The sequence below is a fragment of the Rothia sp. HMSC072E10 genome (genome assembly GCF_001813965.1).
GTDB classification, from domain to species: Bacteria; Actinomycetota; Actinomycetes; order Actinomycetales; family Micrococcaceae; genus Rothia; species Rothia mucilaginosa_A.
Map to the genome: position 1 here is coordinate 306,147 of NZ_KV814486.1, position 21,791 is coordinate 327,937.

Sequence of the window (21,791 nt, forward strand, 5' to 3'; positions counted from 1 at the left end):
TCGTAGGCGGAATAGTACCCGCGCCACGGGCGTTCAAGCTCACACCGCGATAGCGTAAAATAGATATATCCCCGCGCAAGTGCGCGGATTAGCACCAACACGTTGAGGTAATTTTCGTGACCAACTCTGTGAACCTGGACCAGCTCGAAGAGCGTCCCGTCCTGGTGGTAGATTACGGTGCACAGTACGCGCAGCTCATTGCTCGACGCGTGCGTGAAGCCGGCATCTACTCCGAAATCGTCCCCCACTCCATGAGCACCGAGAAGATGCTCGCCAAGAACCCGGCAGCCATCGTGCTCTCCGGTGGCCCCTCCTCGGTTTACGCCGACGGCGCCCCCAAGGGCGACAAGGCCCTTTTCGAAGCTGGCGTGCCGATCTTCGGTATCTGCTACGGCTTCCAGGTCATGGCCCAGACCCTCGGCGGTACCGTGGCCCAGACCGGCCTGCGCGAATACGGCGCAACCGACGCCGTCGTCTGCGCTGAGAACTCCTCCTTCCTCACCGGCACCCCCACCACCCAGAACGTGTGGATGTCTCACGGCGATTCCGTGACCGAGGCCCCCGAAGGCTTCGAGGTGCTGGCAAAGACCCCCGGCGCCTCCGTGGCAGCATTCGTGGACGAGTCCCGCAAGCTCGGCGGCGTGCAGTGGCACCCCGAGGTGAAGCACTCCGACTACGGCCAGGTCGCCCTGGAGAACTTCCTCTACAACGTGGCTGGCTTGAAGCCCACCTGGTCCACCAATAACATCATCGAGGAGCAGGTCGCTAAGATTCGCGAACAGGTCGGTAGCGACCGCGTTATCTGTGCGCTCTCCGGCGGCGTTGACTCCTCCGTGGCAGCAGCGCTTGTGCACAAGGCTGTTGGCGACCAGCTCACCTGCTTCTTCATCGACCACGGTCTGCTCCGTGAGGGCGAGCGTGAACAGGTCGAGCAGGACTACGCAGCATCCATGGGCATCAAGGTCATCACCATCGACGAGTCGGAGCGTTTCCTCTCCGCACTCGAGGGTGTTACCGAGCCCGAGGCGAAGCGTAAGGCTATCGGCCGAGAGTTCATCCGCTCCTTCGAGGAGGCACAGCGCAAGCTGATTGCAGAGGCCGGCGAAGAGGGTGCAGACATCAAGTTCCTGGTCCAGGGCACCCTGTACCCGGACGTTGTCGAGTCCGGCGGCGGCGACGGCACCGCAAACATCAAGAGCCACCACAACGTGGGCGGCCTCCCCGACGACCTGACCTTCGAACTGGTTGAGCCGCTGCGCACCCTGTTCAAGGACGAGGTCCGCGCCATCGGTCGTGAGCTCGGCGTTCCCGAGAAGATTGTGGCACGTCAGCCGTTCCCCGGCCCCGGCCTGGGTATCCGCATCGTCGGTGAGGTTAACCGCGAGAACCTGGAGACCCTGCGCGCAGCTGACGCCATTGTGCGTGAAGAGCTGACCGCGGCTGGCCAGGACGAGCACATCTGGCAGTGCCCCGTGGTTCTGCTGGCTGGCGTTCGCTCCGTGGGCGTTCAGGGCGACGGCCGTACCTACGGTCACCCGATTGTTCTGCGCCCGGTCTCGTCTGAGGACGCGATGACCGCTGACTGGTCGCGCCTGCCGTACGACCTGCTGGCTAAGATCTCGAACCGCATTACGAACGAGGTCAAGGACGTTAACCGAGTGGTGCTGGACGTTACCTCCAAGCCCCCGGGAACCATCGAGTGGGAGTAATCCCCGAGTGGGAGTGAAGCTCCTTCCGTGAAGAAGCCGCCCGGTGCATCCTGCTGTGGATGCGCCGGGCGGCTTCTTCGTATCTTCCTAACGATATATAGCGGGTCTGAAGATGGAGGGGTTGTCGTAGTACCAGATGCAAAATATAATGTAGCTACGTAGTTACATGCTTTATATTTTCTATGTCATGAGTAGAAGGGGGAAATCATGACCGTTATGACTAGCCGCGAGTTCAACCAGAATCTCGCCAAAGCCCAAAAACAGGCACAACACTCACCCGTAATTATTACAAAGCGTGGTGAACCTACGTATGTCCTCATGACCTACGAAGAATACTCACGCAACCAGAATGAGGGAACCTCTCTCTATGACTTCTTCGCTAACTACCCTCAACCTGCTGAGGATGTAGATCTGCCTGAAGATTTTCCTGTGCCTGAACGCTCTAAGCATCAGCGCCCCGTCGTAGAGTTCTAGGGGTAACGATGTATCTGCTAGATACCAATATCATTTCTGAGCTGTGGAAACTCTCTCGAGGTAAAGCTGACCCCGTCTTTGAATCTTGGTTTCGTATTTACTCAGACAAGCCGCTCTATATTAGCGTCGTGACCCTGATGGAGCTGGAGCGTGGAGTGCTCGCCATGGAGCGTAAGGATCCGGCACAAGGTGCATATCTGCGTGAATGGTTTTTGGCAGTCCGAGAGAAATTTCAGAAACGGACTCTTGTTATCGACGGAGCTGTAGCTGATTGTTGTGCAGGGCTTCATGTACCAGACAAAGCTCCTGAAAATGACGCCTGGATTGCTGCAACCGCTTTGACCCATGGTCTTACTCTCGTAACACGTAACGTAAAAGATTTCGAGCGGCTGAATGTTCGGCTCCTGAACCCCTTTGAGTGTGTAACCTAAGATGGCTGAGAGTCCGTGAAGAAGCCGCCCGGTGCATCCTGCTGTGGATGCGCCGGGCGGCTTTTATCTATGAGGGCGAAAAATATTAATACGAAACGGATATTTTCTTCGAAATTAAAGAAAACCGCTTATTTTTTTAAACTGCGAGTCTAAATAAAAGAAATACACTCCGGAAAATTCCGCAAAAATAAGCGGGACAGAAATATTTAATACGGCCGATTCGGGTGGCGAATCGAACTACGCCAATGCGCGCTCGAGCCCAGGCCAAAATGCAGACCAAAGAAGGCCCCAAAACACAGGAACCCAAAAGCGCAGGCCATGTACACGCCGTAGGTCAGCACCAGGAAATCGGAGTCGTGTTCCAGGCCGGAGAGTACCAGGTGAGTCAGGTTTACGCCCAAAACGGCAAGCCATGCGACGCTTGCCACCGCAATCAACCAGGACAGTAGGCTCAGTACCGGGTGCGGGACCCTAAACGTGCGTTCCTCGACAAGGGCTTCTGAGGGGGTAACCGCTGAGGCGCTCGTAGCGGCGGACGCGGAACGCCGCGGGATACGCACCCCGGCGTGGGGGTGGGCGGCGCGGTGCGGGGTTTTCTGACGCGCTACCTTGGAGGAGGGGACACCCCCGGAGTCGGAAGGGCTGGAGAGGTAAGGCTGCTGCATTGCGTGCTCCCGGCGAGATCTTGAAGGGAACTAATCCTGCTGAGTTCGCTTCGTGAGGGTATGGACGGCAGACGAGTTCATACGGTAGGAAATGCAATCTCTGCGTATTTCTAGAGTAAATTTGATGTATAAAAAATACGAGGGTTTCGGCAAATATGATGCAATATGACGCGAAAATTTCGAAATGGCATCCCGTGAAATGCTCAACCTTAATCTGAATGTATAGGCGGTCGATATTAGACAGGCTCACATTCTCGAGAATATTCCTCGCCAACCCGTCCTCGGTGCCCGAACGTGAGACCATGGAAAAGGCGGCCTAGCGCAACGGCGCGGTGCGCATCCAAAATAAGGGCCAACGCGGTGACCGAAGGAGCGTCTTGTGGGAATCATCCTGCCCCTCATCTACCTGGTTGCAGGGCTGACGCTGGCCCTCACCCTGCCCGAGCACCGGGGCAGACGGCTCAAGGAATGGGCCTCGGCCCTGCTGACCCGCTGGATTATTCCCGCCGTCATCATCTACACGGTCGCCACCAGCCGCCCCGAGCTGTTCTTTGTTGCCGCGTCCACCATGGTTATGATGCTCCTCGGTGTGCTCGGTGCCGGGCGGATTACCCGAGATCCCGTGCAGAAGCTCGCCTTCGTGTACCTAAACGCCGGGCTCTTCGGCATCCCCGTGGTTGCCGGCTTCTGGGGTGAGGAAGCCGTGCGAGTCTACATCGGCGCGTATATCGGCAACTCCATCATGGGTAATATTCTGGGTACCTCGCTGCTACGGGGCGACTCGAGGGCCGAATCGGGTGAAGGTTCCCCACCCCGTACGGCCACCGCCGTGAGCCGCGGCGCAACCATCCGCAGGGTACTGCGAGGGCTGCGCACGAGCCCACCCGTTATCGCCGTGGTAATCGGCCTGCTCTGCCTGCCCGTAGGGCACTTCCTGAGTGTTCACGGAGCCGGGTTCTACCGGGTGCTGACCTGGGTCTTCAGCTTTATCGGAATGATCGTTCTGGGCATGTGGCTCGGGGCCGCCAAGCTGCACCGCGCAGACCTGACCCGGGCCGCCGGATGGGGGGTGCTCCGCACCGCGCTCGTGAGCGTTTACAGCCTCGGCGTGCTGGCGCTCGCCCGTTGGGCGCACGACGCGGCGGGCGTACACTTCGACCAGCTACTGGCCTACCCGCAGGTGCTCTTCATCCTGGGAGTCCTGCCGCCTGCCGCCAATATCGTGATCCTTGAGACCCACTACCGGCACGAGGGCACCGCAGCCCCCGTCATCGCCGCAGGGGCGGTCGTCAGCGTCGGTCTTATCGCGCTGGCGGTGCCGATTCTTCAGCTTGCGTTCTCCGGTTAGCCGGAGCCGAAACGAGCACACAACGAGCGGGTACAGCAAAAGGAGGGCGGGGATCGTACAATCCCCGCCCTCCCGCGGTTCTACGCCGACCTAGAGGTCAGCAGCCGTCGGACAGCTTTCGCTATCGAACGATGTGGTAGACCTTTGCCTCGTAGGGGCGCAGGGTCGAACCCGCATCGTCCTTGTAGTTCGAGCTCACCAGCTCGACGCGGGCGCCCGACTCGCGTGCCTCAGCAAGCACCGCGAAGTCGCGCTCCTGCTTCTCGGCAGTGAAGTTCGAAATCACCAGCAGAGACTCGTTAGCGGGGGAACCATCCGCGCCACCGGTACGGGTGTAGGCGTACACGGCCTCGTCCTCATCGTGCGGAACCTGGAGCGAATCCACCGGAGCGAAGGAGGCGTAAACCATCAGATCCTTCAGCTCACCGCGGCGCAGAGCCACCAGCTGCTGGTAGTGGTAGAAGATCGAATCCTCATCCGCCAGAACAGCCTCAGCGTTAATCGCCGGGTAGTTCGGGTTCACGTTAATCCAGGTGGTCACGCCCTCGGGGCTGAAGCCGGCGTTTGCCGAAGCATCCCACTGAACCGGGGTACGAGCGTTATCGCGGCCCTTGATGTAGATCGCCTGCATTGCCTCTTCGTGGCTCAGACGCTTGTGGTCCACGTGCATGTCCTCGTAGAAACGGATCGAGTCACCATCGCGGTAGTCCTCAATCGAATCGAACTTCACGTTGGTCATGCCAATTTCTTCACCCTGGTAAATGTACGGGGTGCCCTGCATGAAGTGCAGAGTGGTCGCCAGCTGCTTAGCGGACAGGGTGCGGAACTCATCCGAATCGTTACCGAAACGGGAGACCACACGCGGCTGGTCGTGGTTGTTCCAGTACAGCGAACCCCAAGCATTACCCTCCAGGGTGGTCTGCCAGTCGTTCAGGATGCTCTTGAGCTCGGTCAGCTTGTACGGCGCGTAGGACCACTTGCCGCCCAGAGAGCCGTTCGGGTCGTTATCCACGCCCATGTGATCGAAGTGGAAGATCATGTTCAGCTCACCGGTGTGGTAGCCGGCCCACAGCTTAGCGTCCTCGGGGCTGGTTGCGCTGGTCTCGCCCACGGTCATCACATCGTAGCGGCTGAAGGTCTCGCGGGTCAGTTCCTTCATCCACGGGTGCACCATGGTGCCGTTCGTAATGACGAACGGAATCGAGGAGGTGTGCTTCTCAAAGTCGGTGGAGGGGTCATCCGGGAAACCCTCGGGCTTGGAGATGATGTTGATAGCGTCCAGGCGGAAGCCGTCAACGCCCTTGTCCAGCCACCAGCGGACCATGGAGTACAGGTCCTCGCGAACCTTCTCGTTCTCCCAGTTCAGGTCGGGCTGTTCCTTGAAGAAGATGTGCAGGTAGAACTGGCCAGTCGCCTCGTCCCACTCCCACGCCGGGCCACCGAACTCGGATGCCCAGTTGTTCGGAGGAATCGGGTTGCCGTCCTCGTCGAAGCCCTTCGGGTCCTTCCAAATGTAGTAGTCGCGGTAGGGATTGTCCTTAGACGAGCGGGACTCCTTAAACCAGGGGTGCTCATCGGAGGTGTGGTTCGCGACCAGGTCCATCAGAATCTTGATGCCGTGCTTGTGAGCGGTTTCAAGCATCTCGTCAAAGTCTTCCATGGTGCCGAAGTCACTCATGATGGCGAAGTAGTCAGAGATATCATAGCCGTTGTCCACGTTCGGCGAGTCGAACACGGGGGAGAGCCAAATGACGTTGATGCCCAGCTTAGCCAGGTAGGGCAGCTTCTCGGTGATGCCCTTCAGGTCGCCAATACCGTCGCCGTTTGCGTCGTTGAAGGAACGGGGGTACACCTGGTACACCACGGCTTCCTTCCACCACTGGCGGCCTTCGTAGGAGGGAACCTGGTATGCCTCGGAATTGCTCATAATTGCCTTTCTGTACCGGCGGGTTACGCCGAAGAGAAAAAAGGAGTCTGTGATTGAAGTATAGGGCGAGGGGGACCGGAACGTCCGCGTCTGGTCCCCCTCGCGCACCATTATTTTGGGGCGTGCCTACTCGGCGTTACCGAAGAGGTAGACCTTAGCCTCGTAGGGGCGCAGCAGGGTGCCCTCGTCGGTGAACTCGCGGTTCTCATCGCGGTAGTTCGAGCTAATCAGCTGCGGAACGTTCGAGATAGCCTTCAGCTCGGTCGGGGAGAGGGCCTGCGAGTTGGTCAGCACGACCGAGTCCAGGTTGCCGCCCGCGTAGTTCAGCTGAACGGTGTCGTCGGTGAAGTTGGCGACGACCAGCAGGGCGCGCTCGCCGGTTGCGGCTGCGTCCTCGTCGGAGTTCACGCGCAGGTAGGCGTAGACCTGATCGTCCTCTTCATCCAGCAGGCGGTACTCGCCGGTCAGGACAATCGGGTGCTTGCGGCGCAGGCTAATCAGGTCGCGGTAGTGGTAGAACACCGAATCCGGGTCTGCCAGCTCGGACTCCGCGTTAATCTCGGTGTAACGCGGGTTCAGCTTCAGCCACGGGGTGCCGGAGGTGAAGCCTGCGTTCTCGCCAGCGGTCCACTGCATGGGGGTGCGGGCGTTATCGCGACCGGAGGCGCTGATGTAGCGCAGCATGTCCTCGGGGGAGACGCGGCCGGACTCCTCAACGTACTTGCGCCAGGAGTCGTGAATCTCCAGGTCGTTGTAGTCCTTGACATCGTCGAAGAAGACGTTGGTCATGCCCAGCTCTTCACCCTGGTAGATGTAGGGGGTGCCCTGCATCATGTGCAGCACGGTACCCAGCATCTTGGCGCTGACGGTGCGGTACTCGGGGGAGTCGTTACCGAAGCGGGAGACGGTGCGCGGCTGGTCGTGGTTGTTCCAGTACAGGGAGTTCCAGCCGCGGCCGTGCAGACCCTCCTGCCAGTGGGTGAGCACCTTCTTCAGGTCCACCAGGTCGAAGCGGCGGTCGGACCATTTGCCGGTCACGCCGCCCTCGGAGGCATCCACGTCCATGTGCTCGAACTGGAACACCATCTGCAGCTCGTTGCGGTCGAAACCGGTGTAGAGCGCGGCGTCGTCCACGGTCACGCAGGGGGTTTCGCCCACGGTCATGACCGGGTACTTGCTGAGGACCTCGCGGTTCATCTCCTGCAGGAATTCGTGTACGCGCGGGCCGTTGGCTGCGGCGGCCAGGGAGTTGTCGAGGCCGCCGGCCAGTACGGCGGGGTCCTCGGGGAAGGAGAGGTCCTTGGAAATCAGGTTGATGACGTCCATGCGGAAGCCGTCCACGCCCTTGTCCAGCCAGAAGCGCATGATGTCGTAGACCTCTTCGCGGACCTTCGGATTCTCCCAGTTCAGGTCGGGCTGCTTGACGGAGAAGTAGTGCAGGTAGAACTGGCCGGTCGCCTCGTCCCATTCCCACACGGAGGGGCTGAAGCAGGAAATCCAGTTGTTCGGCGGAATAGGCTTGCCGTCCTCGTCGAAGCCCTTTGGGTCGCGCCAGATGTAGTAGTCGCGGTAGGGGTTGTCCTTGGAGGAGCGTGCCTGCTTGAACCATTCGTGCTCGTCGGAGGTGTGGTTGACGACGAGGTCCATCATGAGCTTGATGCCGTGCTTGTGTGCGGTTTCGAGTAGCTCATCGAAGTCTTCCATGGTGCCGAACTCGGTCATGATGGCGCGGTAGTCGGAGATGTCGTAGCCGTTGTCATCGTTCGGAGAGGAGTAGATGGGGGAGAGCCACAGTACTTCGATGCCGAGGTCTGCCAGGTACGGAATCTTCTCGGTAATGCCGGGCAGATCGCCGATGCCGTCGCCGTTGGAGTCGTTGAAGGAGCGGGGGTAAATCTGATAGACAACGGGTTCCTGCCACCACTGGGTCTGGGTCGTCATTGGGGTTCCTTCCCTTGGTATGGATGAGTGTTGTGTGGGGCCGCTCTGTGGGCGGCTAAAGTCTGATGCCCTTAGTGCTGGGTGGTGAGGGGCGTCAGGACGCTCTGCGGGGCCCAGCTTGCGGGGTCAATCTCCAGGAGCAGGCCGCTGTGATCGGAAATCGCCTCGGGGGAGTTATCCCGGAAGACCACCTCATGGGAGGCCACGTCGACGAGGCGGTCGGTGAACACGAAATCGATGCGCTTGGCATCCGAGGAGCCCTCCCAGCCGGCAATCTCGCGGTGCACGGTGTTCTCACCCTTGGTGTGCTTCGCGATGGCGCGGGTATCAATCAGGCCGGTAGAGGTCACGAAGGCGTAGCCCTCGTCGGGCAGGTGCGCGGCGGAATTGAAGTCGCCGCCGAGCAGTACGGGGGCGGTTTCGGCACATTCGGCCAGGGCCTGCGAGAGGCGGGTGAATTCCTGAGCGAAGAGGGGCTCACCGTCGAAGTCCCACCAAGACATGTGGGTGGTGGCGCACCAGAAAGGACCAGAGGGGGTCTCGATGAGGGCGGCCTGCGCGGCGCGGCGCTGCACCTGGAAGTAGGTGTAGTCGGGGGACATGTCGATGGGCCTGATGCCGCGGATCGGCATGCGCGAGAGGACGGCCACGCACTCGTCGTAGCGCTCCCACCCGAGGTGGGTCTCGGTGAGGGTCCACTCGTAGCGGGCGCCGAGCGCCTCCAGCGCGCGCACGAGGAGCAGGGCGTAGTTGTCTTCACGGACCGGAATACCCGCGCCGCCGCGGAAGTGGAGGGGATGTTCCACCACGGGGGTGGAAGTCAGCTGGTTGATCTCCTGCAGGGCGATAACGTCCACCTGCTGATCAACGATGAACTGCGCGAGGGTGCGGATCTTGTCAATCTGATGGATTTCGCACCAGCTGTGGGTGTTGAGGGTGAGGAAACGCATATATATAAGTTCCGATTGGGTTTCGGGTAGGGGTACGGGGTGGGCGCGTCGGATGGCTCTCCCTGTGGAAGCTCTGAGTGGTGGAGGGCAGTCTCCGGCCGCGCAAGTATGTTCATGCTATCGAGTCTGGGCCCCGGCAGACAGGGGAAAAGCTTGATTATTCCCCAGTATTTTTACCCGGTGCCGGGATATGTTTCAGGTTGTGAAAAACTCTTTCAGAACTGTCCTTCGGGTGCATATGGGTCGGAATGAAGTGGCATTATTATTTCTGTCTAAAACACATTCGACACTTAGCGCGCGCAGGTCGTGTGGTGTGCATCTCATACACTTTCAAGGGTGTTTATAAAGATGCGTTAGCCCAGGCGGGCAAAGACCGCCCGCCCCTTGCGCCCGCTCACTCGATACCCGAAAGGGCGTATAGCCTCATGATGGAAAAAGTACAGAGGTTCGGCTCTGCCATGCTGGCACCCGTTCTTCTCTTCGCATTCGCTGGCCTCGCGGTCGGTATTGCGATCATCGCGCAGAACGACCAGCTGATTGGCCTGGCCGCCGATAAGAACAACCTCTGGTCCCAGTTCTGGGCCGTATGGGAGTCCGGTGCGTGGACCGTCTTCAACCAGATGGAACTGCTCTTCGTGATCGGTCTGCCCATTGCACTGGCAAAGACCGCTAACGCACGTGCAGTGATGGAAGCTGCAATGGTCTACCTGACCTTCAACTACTTCGTCGGCACCATGCTCAAGGTATGGGGCAAGGGTGGCACCGGTTTCTTCGACCTGGACTACACCACCGACATCTCTGAGAGCGCGGCAGGTACCGGTCTGAAGATGATCGCCGGTATCAAGACCATGGACACCGGTATCTTCGGTGCCATCATCATCTCCGCAATCGTGGTGTGGGCACACAACCGCTGGTTCGATAAGAAGCTGCCCGACTTCCTCGGCATCTTCCAGGGTTCCCAGTACGTCTACGGCGTCTGCTTCTTCCTGATGATGCCCATCGCCTTCCTGTTCTCCTGGCTGTGGCCCTACGCTCAGCACGGCATCTCCTCCCTGCAGGGCTTCTTCATCGCATCCGGCGCACTCGGCGTGTGGGTTTACACCTTCCTCGAGCGCTTCCTGATTCCGACCGGTCTGCACCACTTCATCTACTCCCCGTTCGTCTTCGGTAACGTTGTTACCCCGAACGGTATCGCTAAGGACTGGCCGACCCACCTAACCGAGTTCGCAAAGAGCGACAAGCCCCTGAAGGAACTGTTCCCCGGCGGCGGCTTCGCACTGCACGGTAACTCCAAGGTCTTCGCACCCATCGGTATCGCAGCGGCGTTCTACACCACTGCTCGTCCCGAGAAGCGCAAGGAAGTTCTCGCTCTGATGATTCCCGTCTGCCTCACCGCGATCCTGATCGGTATCACCGAGCCCCTCGAGTTCACCTTCCTGTTCCTGGCACCCCCGCTGTTCCTGGTCCACGCAATCCTGGCAGCATCCATGGCAGCAATCATGTACCAGCTGGGTCTGGTTGGTTACATGGGTGGCGGTCTGCTCGACTTCCTGTTCCAGAACTGGATTCCGCTGTGGGCAAACCACTCCGGCACCTACCTCATGCAGATTGGTGTGGGCCTGTGCTTCACCGTCCTGTACTTCGTGATCTTCCGCTTCATGATTCTGAAGTTCGACTTCAAGACCCCCGGTCGTGAAGAAGACGGCGGCGAGACCAAGCTCTACAGCAAGGCAGAGTACAAGGCTGCTAAGGCTGCTGAGAAGGACGGCGGCGCAGCCGCTGCCGGTGACGCCGAAGGCGCCGACCTGTACGCACCCCGTGCGGCTGGCTTCCTCGAGCTGCTCGGCGGCGCAGACAACATCCCCACCGTGAACAACTGCGCAACCCGCCTGCGTGTCTCCGTGGCCGATGAGTCCCTGGTCAGCACCTCGGATGCGGAGTTCAAGAGCGCTGGCGCCCTGGGTGTCGTCCGCAAGGGCAAGGCCTTCCAGGTGATTGTCGGTATGGACGTTCCCCAGGTCCGTGAACGCTTCGAGACCATGGTGAACAGCTCCAAGAGCAACGTCTAGAGCCATCGCATTTGCTCGCCGCGTAGTTCGCGCATCGGGCAGTGAATAATCCGCTTCGCCGGCGGTACCGGATACATCCGGTGCTGCCGGCGAAGCTGTATCTTGGGTATCCTTGGCCCCGGTTGTGGGCCTCTCTCGAAAGGTTCTGCGTGAGCGGGAACAATACGGCAGAACCGGGCTGTGGAATCCGAAGCGTGTAATATTTATATATTGCTCACCATCGGATTCAGGAGCTCTGAGTGGATTTACAAGACGTCGTGAATGCGAATCAGCACCGGTTCAGCGAAACTGAACGGGAAATTTTGGCCTTCATGCTGGAGAACGAAGAATTCGTCGCGGAGTCGACGATTAATTCTTTGGCGCACAAAACCTACACCTCGACCAGTTCGATTATTCGACTGACGAAGAAGCTGAACTTTTCAGGATTCGCTGAGCTGAAGTACTTCATCAAGTCTTCCCTTAGCCGTAGTGAGCCCTTCAACCCCCGCTTCATCGAGAGCGGCCGCGAGGATATTCAGCGCACCTACGACTACCTCGACCACATGGAGTTGAGCGGTCTGCTTAAACGCATCTACGAGGCGCGCACCGTCTACTGCTTTGGCACCGGTTACGCTCAGCGCAACGCGGTGCAGGAGTTCGCCAAGTCAATGCAGGCCTGCGGCAAATTCTGCCACGTTATTCCGGCTCGCAACGAGTTCGAGAGCGCCATGAACACCATGACCCAGGACGATGTGGTGATTATCGTGTCGTTCTCGGGCCAGACCGAGAACATGCGCGAGCACATCAAGATGCTGTCGCTGCGCCGTATTCCCATGGTTGCGGTGACCGCGATTGGCGTGAACTACATGTCCTCGCACGCCGAGTACTCCCTGCACTACCAGGCGACCCCCACCCACATCAGCACCCAGCGCAAGCCCTACCACTCGTTCGTGGCTCTCTGGGTGGTGCTGGACTACGTGGTGCGTCGCTACATTGAGTACTCGGAAACCGCGCGCCGAGAATCCCTCAGCAAGCAGGTTGAGGATGCCCTCGACGGAGGCACCGAAACCACCCCGTAGTTGCGGGCGCTCCTGCCCGGAGCCAATTTATTCCCGCTGCCCTGAATCTACCTCCTGAACAGAACCCGAAAGAGACACCTTCGTGACCGCAATCCTGGCGCTGATTGATAACTCCGAGAAGATGCGTAAGTACCTTTTCTGGTACCTCATGATTATTCCGGCCCTCCTCTTCTTGTGGATTGCCGTGGGTGCGGCAAACTCCCAGATGAGCTTCCAGGACGCCATGAAGATTCCCTTCTTTACGGTTGCTTTCATGAACGGATGCTTGAGCCTGCTGCTGGGCGGTACTCTTAAGCTTGCGGGAATCGAGAATGAGCGCACCGAACGAGCCTATGCTCTGTATTTGATTATCTTGCTGGCCGTCATCGGTAACCTGCCCGGCGCGCTCCTGTCCTTCTTCCTCTTCCGTTCCCTGCGCTTCGGTAACCTGGAGGGTGAATTGGCCCCCAGGTACCGCTGGGTCCTGCTGGCGGCCGTGGCGTTTTATGTCATGGTGGCTTTGGTGCTCACCATGGCTAATCTCTCGATGACGCTGGGCTAGGACGCTATCGTAGATTGAAGAACGCCTGAGCGCGAGGACCGCTCACGAAGCACCACCGGATTGCACGCCGTGCATCACACTGACATACAAGGATAGTCGAGACGTGAATCATACTCCTGATTCTGTTCACATGCAGAACACCGACGGAACCCCGAGCGATACCGCCGAGGTGCCCGTCGCATCGGCGACCCCCGAAGAACAGGCGCAGCTTGCCGAAACGACCGAACCCGAGATGAGCATCGCCGAGCTTCCCCCGCACCTGAACCCCGCTCACGAGGACTTCGACCCCTCGGCGGGGCTTGAGCGCTGGGCCGAACAGATGGACGTCTACACCGGCCCCGACGCGATGCTCGACTTCAACCAGGTCGACTACGTGCACATCGACCTGTCGGAGGCGAATCCCTCCGGCCTGGCTCAGCTACTTGCCGGACGTAAGACCCGCCTCTCCACCATCCTGCGCGAAAAGTCGCAGCTGGAGGCGGGCATGCGCTCCGCCCGCACCCTGCGCACCAAGATTTACGAGCTTGCCACCGACCACGGTCTGGACTCCGGCTACTTCGTGGCGGGCACCGCATCCTGGCTTTCGCACGACACCCGCGAGGCCGCCGCAGCCTACGAGAAGCGCTTCATCGCGCCGATCCTCATGGCGCCGCTGAGCATCACCCCGCACCCGAAGGATGACGACTTCGAGCTGCGCCTGGCCGGCTCCGCGCGCCTGAACCCCGCCATGGTCCGCCAGATCAAGCAGGAGTACGGCATCGACCTGGGCACCATGGACGTGGCCCAGCTGGCGAACTCCATGTCTCGTCTGGATCCGGAGCCGGTCATCGAGCGCATGCGCGCCTCGGCCGGCCGTATCCCGGGCATGACCATCGAGTCGAAGTACTTCATCTCAACCTTTGCCGACCTGAAGGAAAGCCTGGGCGAGCTGCCCCACACCGCCATCACCCCGCTCGTGCGTGACGTGGCGGCGCTGAAGGTGCCCGGCGTGAAGCCGCGCGAGCTGAACGCCCACAACCTGCAGCAGCCCCTGGACCAGCGCGACCCCGCCGAGGAGATGCTCCTGCTCGACGCGGACGCAAACGCCCAAGACATTATCGACACCGCGGTGAGCGGTTTCTCCTTCACTGTGACCGCGGCCCCCGGCACCGAGCCGCTGCGCACCGCCGTGAATATTGCCTCCGCCCTCATCGGCCGCGGCAAATCCGTGCTCGTGGTGGGCGAGAAGCGTTCGACGCTCGCCGAGTTCTCGGCCCTGCTCAAGCGCACCGGCATCGACAGCCTGCGCTACGACCTGCTGGCCGAACACGATTCGGAGGCGCAGCGAGCCGAATTTATCCGCGCCATCGTACGCAACGAAAGTGCCGAGGAGCCGAACTCCGAGGACCTCAACGAGGAACTGTGCGCCACCCGCCAGACCCTCATCGACCACACCCGCGCTCTGCTCACGAAGGACCCGCACTGGCAGATTTCGGTGTACGCCGCCCTGCAGCGTCTGGCCGAGCTGACCGCATCCGAGGACGGCCCGGCCACCCGCGTACGCTTCGACCGCCCCATGCTGGACTCCCTCCTGGAACGCGATCAGGTACGCGCCGAGCTCGTGCGCCTGGGCGAGATTGACGGATTCGCCGCGGCCTCGCGCACCTCGCCGTGGTACCGCGCCCGCCTAGTCAATGATGAGGAGGCCGCGGAGGCCTACGCCCTGGTCATTACCCTGAAGTCCTCCCTGCTGAATCTGCGCGAGGCCATGAACCGTATGGCCGCCATGCTGGGCCTGCGCCCGGGCCGCACGATTGCCGAGTGGGAGTCGCAGCTGGCGATCCTGATGCGCATTCGCGAGACGCTTAAGCGTTTCCGCGCCGATGTGTACGACCGCCCCGTGACCGATCTGATTGCCGCAACCGCCTCCGGTGCGTGGCGTCGCGAGAACGGCATCGAGATGAGCAGTATGCAGCGCTCCCGCCTGCGTCGCGCGGCGAAGGAGTACATCCTGCCCGGCGTGAACATCGGGGATTTGCACGAACAGCTCAAGATTGTGCAGACCGAACGTGCCGAGTGGATTCGCCATATCGAGGCACCCCGCACCCCGCAGATTCCGCAGAACCTGGATCAACTGGCCGACGCCCTGAACTCCCTGGTGTCCGAGCTGGCGGGCTTGGGTATCGTGCTTGCCGATACGATCGACGGCACCGACTTTGTGCGCACCGACCTGGACGTTTTGGACGCCCGCCTGGACGCCCTCATGGACGACCGCGTCCTGCTCATGACCCTGCCCGAACGTGACGCGCTCCAGCAGAAGCTTCACGAACGCGGCCTGTCCGAGCTGCTGGATGACCTGTACGCCCGTCAGGTACCGACCGAAGTTGTCGCGGCCGAGCTGGAGCTCGCCTGGTGGCAGTCCGCCCTGGAGTACCTGCTGGAACGCCACGAGGGCAAGCTGCTGGACGGCGACCGCCTGCGAGACACCGAATCCCGCTTCCGTCGCGCCGACTACGCCCACATGACCAGCGCCCCGGCCCGCCTTCTGGCAAAGGTCGCGCGCGTGTGGACCGACCGCATCGAATCCGAGCACGACCAGGCGGCCTACCTGAAGAGCCAGCTGCGCGGCTACGAGTTCGTGCTGGAGGAGCTGCTGACCCACGCGCCCGTCATGGCGCGCACCCTGCTGCCCCTGTGGACCGCCAGCCCCTTCGCCCTAGCCCGCAAGGTGCCGGCCTCGATGCGTTTTGACGCGGCCATCCTGCTGGACTCTGAATCCACCCCGCTGGCGGCCAATCTGCCGGCTATCACCCGCGCCGACCAGGTGATCGCCCTGGGCGACCCGCACTCGGGATCCCCCTCGCCGTTCATCGTGTCCGCACCGACCTTCGGAGCGCCGGACCCCGCCGATGAACAGCTGGACAGCACCTTCGACGTGCTCGCCACGGTACTGCCGAACCGCACCCTGGCCATGCTGCACCGCAGCATGGACCCGGTGATTCTCGACTACCTGAATCGCGAGTTCTACGATTCGCAGCTGCACGCCGCCCCGGTGAGCCGCGCCTCCTCGCAGCCGGCCGCAACCCTGACCGTGGAGTACATCGACACTCGCGGCAAGGTGAGCGATAACGCGAACCTTGATTCGCCCGGCGTTGAGGTCGAGCGCGTCACGAACCTGGTGCTGGAGCACGCCTACCGCACCCCCGACCGCTCCCTCGCGGTCGTGACGGCCAGCCCCAAGCATGCTCAGCGCGTGGCCGAATCGGTGCGTCACGCCCTGAACCTGTACCCGCAGCTCGCCCCGTTCTTTGCCGCCGGCGAGGAGTCTTTCCGCGTGGTCGACCTGACACGCGCCGAGACCCTCGAACGCGACACCGTAATCTTCTCGCTGGGTGTGGGACGCGCCCGCCTGGGCCAGGCCTCCTATGACCTGGGTCAGCTCTCCACCGAGCACGGCCGTCAGGGCTTTGTCGTGGCGCTAACTCGCGCCCGCCGGGCCCTGCGTATCGTCTCGTGTATCGACCCGACCGAGCTGGACCCGCAGAAGCTACACCACGGCGCGGTCGACTTCTACCACCTGCTGCGTGAGCACGCGGAACGCCAGGCCCGCGAAGAGGCCGAGGCGAAGGCACAGCGCGTGCCCGAGACTCTGCCGCGCAACGCCTTCCTAGCTACCGACGAGCAGGAAACCCCCGACCTGGGCGATTGGCTGCTCAACGATCTGGTAGCGCGTTTGCAGGCCCGCGGCGTACGCGTGACGCAGGGTGAAGGTGACATCGCGCTGATTGCGCACGCCCCCGAAAAGCTCGTGGCCGAGCCCGTGCCCGCCCTGGGCGTGGCTCCCGTGGTTTCCTCCGGCCCGAGCGCTCCCGCCGCGATGCCTCTGGTGGCTTGCTCCGACGGCGAGCAGAACTACGCGCGGGCCTCGGTGCGCGAGCGTACGCGCCTGCTACCCGAGCGCCTGAGTCGCACCGGCTGGAACTACATCACGCTGGGCACCCTGGAGGTCTTCTCCGACCCGGACGGCGTGGTGGCGCGCATCCTGCACTACCTGGACATGGACGAGGATGCTGAGGACCGTGGCTAACTATTCGCCCGTGCCCAAACCCCGACGCGGTAACCGCCGGGTGAGCGGGGGCGGAACCGTGGGAGGTGCCGAACCCCGTCTTGCGGGTCTGGACCCGTCGTCGGGGACCCCCGCCGCCGCGGTGCCCGGCGACCGGTCGGCCGCGCCAAAAACTGCCGATTTCGGCGGTGGCTCCGGCAGTAGCTCGCGGAAGAAGCGCACCGCCCACGGCGCCTCGAAGCCCCTCACCCCCGAGGAGAAGGAGCGCCTGGAGTGGATGCGCCAGCAGCGTCCCCCGCACTGGGGTAACAACATCGTCTAGGCTTCGGTGGCATGAGGCCGCGAGCCATCATCCAATACACGCTAGGGCGGCGGGTACCTGTTCGGTACCCGCCGCCCTAGCGTGTTATCGAACGCCGAGCCGGTCGGCGCTATCCATCCGTCGCGTTCTGCGGCAGCTGGTTTGAATTCTTATTAGTTTGAGTTCTTATCGGTGCTGTAGAAGCCGGAGCCCTTGAAGGTAATGCCCACGGTGTTGTAGCGCTTGCGCAGGGTCTCCTGACCGCACTGGGGGCAGACGCGCAGGGCATCGTCGCTAAAGGACTGGCGCTGTTCAAATACGTGATTGCAATTCTTACACTGGTAAACGTAAACCGGCATAACTTCCTTCGCCCATTGATATTTCGTTGATTACGGTTAATTGCGTGGTTTGAGTGTACCGCTTTTGAATCGTGAGGGGTATTTTGTTTTCTTCCCACGACTAAAAGTAACGCGGCGTATTCGTTATGAGGGGTTCTGCGCGGTGCGTTCTGCCGGGCGGTAGGTTCCTTCTTCGGTCAGAATAACCGGCAGGATACTGTCCCAGCGGTCGTAGGGGACGGTTTCGTAGATTTCCTCGGCGAAGACGATGCCGAGGGTCTTCTCACGCAGTTGTTCCTCGCTCAGCAGGGGGATGATTCGGTCGTAGTAACCGCCTCCCTGGCCGAGGCGATGCCCGGCCGCATCGTAGGCGAGGGCGGGGATGAGGCGCACATCGGCCTCGACGAATGCCTGTACGTCGCGTTCTTCGCCCTCGGGCTCGGGGATTCCCATGGGGCTGCAGGGGTGGTCAATGGTGGGATCCCACTCAACCCAGGCGAGGGTTCGACGGGGACGGACGACCGGCACGATGATGCGGTGTCCGGCCTCGTGCAGGCGGGTAAGCGCCTCGGTGATGGGAGGTTCCGAGGGGGTGGGCAGGTACGCGGCAACCGTACCGGGGGAGTGCAGACGCTCTCGCACCTCGCGCAGAATATTCTCGGTGAAGAGGTCCCGCACTCGCTGCTGTCCGGCGGGCCCTCGCTCGCTGCGAGCGATGAGGCGTCGGGGACGAATCTGCGAACGGAGGATGTTCTTATCCAGGGAGATATCCTCGGCGCTGGCGCCCGAATCGGAGGTGCTGGCGGCTACTGCGGTGTTGAAGTGCATGGGGGTCCCATCGTCGTTGCGGGGTGAGCGGTGTCTTGAACATGAGGTACAGACTCGCGGCGTAGGCCCCAAATCTCGCGAATAGTGGAGATTTGTGAAGGGGCACACTTCTCTCAGTATAGGACGATTTAAAGAAAGAGCGGCGTGCCGATCTTTTGATATTTTCGGTATCTGCACGAGCCTGTATGCAGTTAATCACGTTAGGGATTTTTCACGTCATAGTTTCACGATTCGACCTAAGTACTTTACAACTTAGGGTATTCTTGTGGCATGGCTACTGAAATTAAGTCTGTTACTAAGGCGGTTATTCCTGCCGCCGGTTTGGGCACCCGATTCCTGCCCGCCACGAAGGCCACCCCGAAGGAAATGCTCCCCGTCGTTGATCGCCCCGCGATTCAGTACGTGGTGGAGGAAGCTGTTCGTGCCGGCCTGCACGATGTTCTGATGATTACCGGTCGCAATAAGCGCGCTCTTGAGGATCACTTCGACCGTGTTCCCGTTCTGGAGCGTCAGCTCGCCGAGCAGGGTAAGGATGCTCTGCTGGCTTCGGTTCTTGAGACCAACGAGCTTGGCGGCGACCTGCACTACGTACGCCAGGGTGACCCGAAGGGTCTGGGTCACGCCGTGCTGCGCGCAAAGCGCCACGTGGGCGACGAGGCTTTCGCCGTTCTGCTCGGTGACGACCTGATTGATGAGAAGGAAGACCTGCTCTCCCGCATGGTGGAGGTCCAGGAGCGTACCGGCGGTTCCGTCGTTGCTCTGATGGAGGTTCCCCGCGAGGCAATCTCGGCTTATGGCGCTGCCGCTATCGAGACCGTTGAAGGCGAAGATGGCTTTGTTAAGATCACCGGGCTGGTAGAGAAGCCCGCCGCTGACGAGGCCCCCTCGAACTACGCGGTGATTGGCCGTTACGTTCTGAGCCCGAAGGTGTTCGAGGTTCTGGAGAATACCGCTCCGGGCCGCGGTAACGAGATTCAGCTGACCGATGCCCTGCAGACCCTGGCTCAGGGTGAGGGCGAAGGCGAAGGTGTCTACGGCGTGGTCTTCTCCGGCCGCCGTTTCGACACCGGTGACAAGCTGTCTTACCTGAAGGCAAACGTTATTCTTGCTGCTGAGCGCCCCGAGTTCGGCGACGACCTGCGCGCTTGGCTGAAGGAATTTGTGGCCGAGAACTGCTAAGGCCGTTCTTTCGTAACACCACCCCGGTTACGGGGTATCAATCACCTGATACGCTGAGGGAGGCGTTCCTTGTCGGCTTGCCGAGCGGGGGCGCCTTCCTCAATTTATTTGGTCGTTCCGTCTTTTGGGGAGACGGAGTGACTAATATGCGTGCAATATTGCGCATAACGTTGTGTATGCCGTCCGGGGTATATGCGCTCATCCATCCCATTTTTACCTTTTATGGAAAGAAATGGGAATATAAGGGTATGATTAAAGTCTAGGGATTTAGGGACGATAGAGGGCGACCTAACATGACGTTGTTGAACACCTCGGGTGTATTGGTAATTCTGACCGTGATTTTGCTGCTGTGGTTTGTACCCAGGAGCCTGCGTCGCGCGCCCGCCGGCCACACGGTTGAGCCCGAACGACCCCTGATTAGCGCCGAACGCACCGCTGAGGACATTCTTGCCTCCGCCGGCGTGCTGCTGAACGAATCGGAAGCCTACCAGTCTTCTGACCACGCCGTGGCGCCGGGCACCTCCCTGCCCTCTTCTGCTCTTCCGCGTTCCTCTTCCTCCTCGCACGCGGTGGGGGACGGCGCGGCACCGCAGACGGCGTCCATTTCGCAGATTCGCGATTCCTCCCCGATGGCCCCCTACACGGATGAGATTCCCGTGGTGGAAGAGCCCAAGCAGTCCCTGCTCTCCTCCCTCGATACTTCAACTCCCTCTGGTGTGGCCTACCTGGTCGCCGCCGGGGCTGGCGTTGCCGCAGTGCTGTGCCTGCTTCTGGTCCTCTTTGATCTGTTCTCCTGGGCATGGTTCGTGATTTTCGCCGTGCTGGGTGGTCTGGCCTGGGCCGCGGGCCGCTTTGGTCTGGCAGATACCTTGAGTCAGCGTCTCGCTCACCGCGAGGGCGACGATGACGAAGACGAGCGCTCCGAGGTCGACTTCGATAATGAGCAGCTTGACCGTGAAGCCGAAGAGTCTGCTTCGGCTGCTGAGGCTCACCCCGCGCCGGCTCCCGCCCCCAAGGCTCCCGTCGCACAGCCCGTTCGTCGTGAGGGTTCCTCTGAGGCTTCGTCCCCGAAGACTTCGGTGCCTGCAGCTGAGCATCGTGACGCTGAACCCCGCACACCCGAGCCCCGAGTGCATGAGTCCCATGCCGCTGAGAGTGTCGATTCTGCGCAGGATGCGCCGGCCCACCGCCGAGCAGAAGGCCGTCCCGCGGCTTCGCGCCACGCACAGCATCCGCAGCGCCGCCCCCAGCGCCCGAGCCGATTCCAGCCCATCCGCCGCGGTAGCGTGCTCTTCGACCAGGAGAGCGGTAGCGGGGCGACCTCTCAGCCCGCACCTCGAGCTGCTGAACCTCAGTCTTCGGCCGAGCGAGCAGTAGCGGCTCAGCACACGCAGCCCGTGCAATCCGCTCAGCCCCGTCCCGCGCAGCAGGTTCCGCAGGCGGCCTCCCAGCAGGCCCCGCGCGTTGCTCCCCGGGCCGAAGCCACGGAGCAGCCGGCTGTGCACCAGGCTGCCCCCGCTCGCGAGCCCGCGCCGCGTGTGCCGACCGATTCCTCCGCCCCTCGCCCTGCCGGCACTTCGCAGGAGCGCCCAGCGGCTCAGCAGGCTCCGCAGGCGGCGCACCCGAACCAGTCGAATCAGGGTCAGCCGCGTCCGGCCCTGCGCGACGGTTCCCCGGTGCGTCAGGCGCCTCAGCAGGCCCCCGCACCGATTCCGGAGGAGATTCCCCTGCCGGACGTTCTGGACGATTCTGAGTTCGACGCCCTGGATATCGCCTCGTTGAACAATCCCGCAACCCAGCCTGGTTCGTCGCTCGGCGTATCCCGTCGCGCGGGAAGCCGTCATCCCGGTGGTGGTTCCTCATTTGAGGCGGTCAGCAACACCTGGAACCCCGTGCAGCTGCCCAAGCCTCTGAGCGCCCTGCACCGCGAGAACGACGAGAAGAACTCCAAGAAGTAGCTGGGCAGGCACCTGCGGGCTACCGCCGG

At 61.4% G+C, this 21,791-nt stretch carries 17 protein-coding genes; 11 read left to right on the forward strand and 6 right to left on the reverse strand.

Annotation, left to right across the window (positions count from 1 at the left end; translation table 11 throughout):
• The first annotated feature begins 116 nt into the window (after positions 1-116).
• The 3 genes from guaA (at position 117) to HMPREF2944_RS08960 (ending at position 2,614) form a co-directional block, all read left to right on the forward strand.
• Positions 117-1,709, forward strand: a complete 1,593-nt coding sequence (gene guaA, locus HMPREF2944_RS02945; RefSeq protein WP_049331985.1) for a glutamine-hydrolyzing GMP synthase — start codon at positions 117-119, stop codon at positions 1,707-1,709.
• 207 nt (positions 1,710-1,916) lie between these two features.
• Positions 1,917-2,183, forward strand: a complete 267-nt coding sequence (locus HMPREF2944_RS02950) for a type II toxin-antitoxin system Phd/YefM family antitoxin (RefSeq protein WP_049346330.1) — start codon at positions 1,917-1,919, stop codon at positions 2,181-2,183.
• Between the two features lie 8 nt (positions 2,184-2,191).
• Positions 2,192-2,614, forward strand: a complete 423-nt coding sequence (locus tag HMPREF2944_RS08960; protein ID WP_083298888.1) for a type II toxin-antitoxin system VapC family toxin — start codon at positions 2,192-2,194, stop codon at positions 2,612-2,614.
• 206 nt (positions 2,615-2,820) lie between these two features.
• On the opposite strand, the gene HMPREF2944_RS02960 is transcribed toward HMPREF2944_RS08960, so the two are convergent.
• Positions 2,821-3,279 (reverse strand): hypothetical protein, encoded by a 459-nt coding sequence (locus HMPREF2944_RS02960; RefSeq protein WP_070680273.1) that lies wholly within the window; start codon positions 3,277-3,279, stop codon positions 2,821-2,823.
• A gap of 379 nt (positions 3,280-3,658) precedes the next feature.
• On the opposite strand from HMPREF2944_RS02960, the gene HMPREF2944_RS02965 reads away from it, so the two are divergent.
• Positions 3,659-4,627 (forward strand): AEC family transporter, encoded by a 969-nt coding sequence (locus HMPREF2944_RS02965; RefSeq protein ID WP_070680276.1) that lies wholly within the window; start codon positions 3,659-3,661, stop codon positions 4,625-4,627.
• Positions 4,628-4,748: 121 nt separating this feature from the next.
• Here HMPREF2944_RS02965 and HMPREF2944_RS02970 read toward each other — a convergent pair whose 3' ends face one another.
• The 3 genes from HMPREF2944_RS02970 to HMPREF2944_RS02980 form a co-directional block, all read right to left on the reverse strand.
• Entirely contained in the window at positions 4,749-6,554 is a 1,806-nt protein-coding gene (locus tag HMPREF2944_RS02970; protein ID WP_070680279.1) for a glycoside hydrolase family 13 protein, read from the reverse strand.
• Between the two features lie 126 nt (positions 6,555-6,680).
• Positions 6,681-8,495: a glycoside hydrolase family 13 protein gene (locus HMPREF2944_RS02975; RefSeq protein ID WP_070680283.1), complete on the reverse strand. Its 1,815-nt coding sequence runs from the start codon at positions 8,493-8,495 to the stop codon at positions 6,681-6,683.
• A 71-nt stretch (positions 8,496-8,566) separates the two neighbouring features.
• Positions 8,567-9,445, reverse strand: a complete 879-nt coding sequence (locus tag HMPREF2944_RS02980) for an endonuclease/exonuclease/phosphatase family protein (RefSeq protein ID WP_070680286.1) — start codon at positions 9,443-9,445, stop codon at positions 8,567-8,569.
• Between the two features lie 428 nt (positions 9,446-9,873).
• Between HMPREF2944_RS02980 and HMPREF2944_RS02985 the strand changes: the two genes are divergently transcribed.
• The 5 genes from HMPREF2944_RS02985 to HMPREF2944_RS03005 all read left to right on the forward strand — a co-directional run bounded on the left by HMPREF2944_RS02985 (position 9,874) and on the right by HMPREF2944_RS03005 (position 17,480).
• The gene (locus HMPREF2944_RS02985; RefSeq protein WP_305793981.1) at positions 9,874-11,514 is read left to right on the forward strand and encodes an alpha-glucoside-specific PTS transporter subunit IIBC; all 1,641 of its coding nucleotides are present in this window, start codon (positions 9,874-9,876) and stop codon (positions 11,512-11,514) included.
• A 239-nt stretch (positions 11,515-11,753) separates the two neighbouring features.
• Positions 11,754-12,572 carry a MurR/RpiR family transcriptional regulator gene (locus HMPREF2944_RS02990; protein WP_049331998.1) on the forward strand — a complete coding sequence of 273 codons (819 nt, stop codon included), beginning with the start codon at positions 11,754-11,756 and terminating at the stop codon, positions 12,570-12,572.
• Between the two features lie 82 nt (positions 12,573-12,654).
• Positions 12,655-13,113: a hypothetical protein gene (locus HMPREF2944_RS02995; protein ID WP_049332001.1), complete on the forward strand. Its 459-nt coding sequence runs from the start codon at positions 12,655-12,657 to the stop codon at positions 13,111-13,113.
• A gap of 232 nt (positions 13,114-13,345) precedes the next feature.
• Positions 13,346-17,179, forward strand: coding sequence for a DEAD/DEAH box helicase (locus HMPREF2944_RS03000; protein ID WP_371440398.1), 3,834 nt, complete (start codon positions 13,346-13,348; stop codon positions 17,177-17,179).
• Positions 17,172-17,480 (forward strand): hypothetical protein, encoded by a 309-nt coding sequence (locus HMPREF2944_RS03005; RefSeq protein WP_141755719.1) that lies wholly within the window; start codon positions 17,172-17,174, stop codon positions 17,478-17,480. Before HMPREF2944_RS03000 ends, HMPREF2944_RS03005 begins: the two co-directional genes overlap by 8 nt.
• 152 nt (positions 17,481-17,632) lie before the next feature.
• On the opposite strand, the gene HMPREF2944_RS03010 is transcribed toward HMPREF2944_RS03005, so the two are convergent.
• Entirely contained in the window at positions 17,633-17,818 is a 186-nt protein-coding gene (locus HMPREF2944_RS03010; protein ID WP_049332007.1) for an FmdB family zinc ribbon protein, read from the reverse strand.
• Between the two features lie 123 nt (positions 17,819-17,941).
• Positions 17,942-18,625 carry a 5-formyltetrahydrofolate cyclo-ligase gene (locus tag HMPREF2944_RS03015; protein ID WP_070483700.1) on the reverse strand — a complete coding sequence of 228 codons (684 nt, stop codon included), beginning with the start codon at positions 18,623-18,625 and terminating at the stop codon, positions 17,942-17,944.
• 270 nt (positions 18,626-18,895) lie between these two features.
• On the opposite strand from HMPREF2944_RS03015, the gene galU reads away from it, so the two are divergent.
• Both galU and HMPREF2944_RS03025 read left to right on the forward strand, forming a co-directional pair.
• The gene (gene galU / locus HMPREF2944_RS03020) at positions 18,896-19,804 is read left to right on the forward strand and encodes a UTP--glucose-1-phosphate uridylyltransferase GalU (protein ID WP_049345134.1); all 909 of its coding nucleotides are present in this window, start codon (positions 18,896-18,898) and stop codon (positions 19,802-19,804) included.
• Positions 19,805-20,097: 293 nt separating this feature from the next.
• Positions 20,098-21,762 (forward strand): hypothetical protein, encoded by a 1,665-nt coding sequence (locus HMPREF2944_RS03025; protein WP_070680295.1) that lies wholly within the window; start codon positions 20,098-20,100, stop codon positions 21,760-21,762.
• Positions 21,763-21,791: the final 29 nt, after the last annotated feature.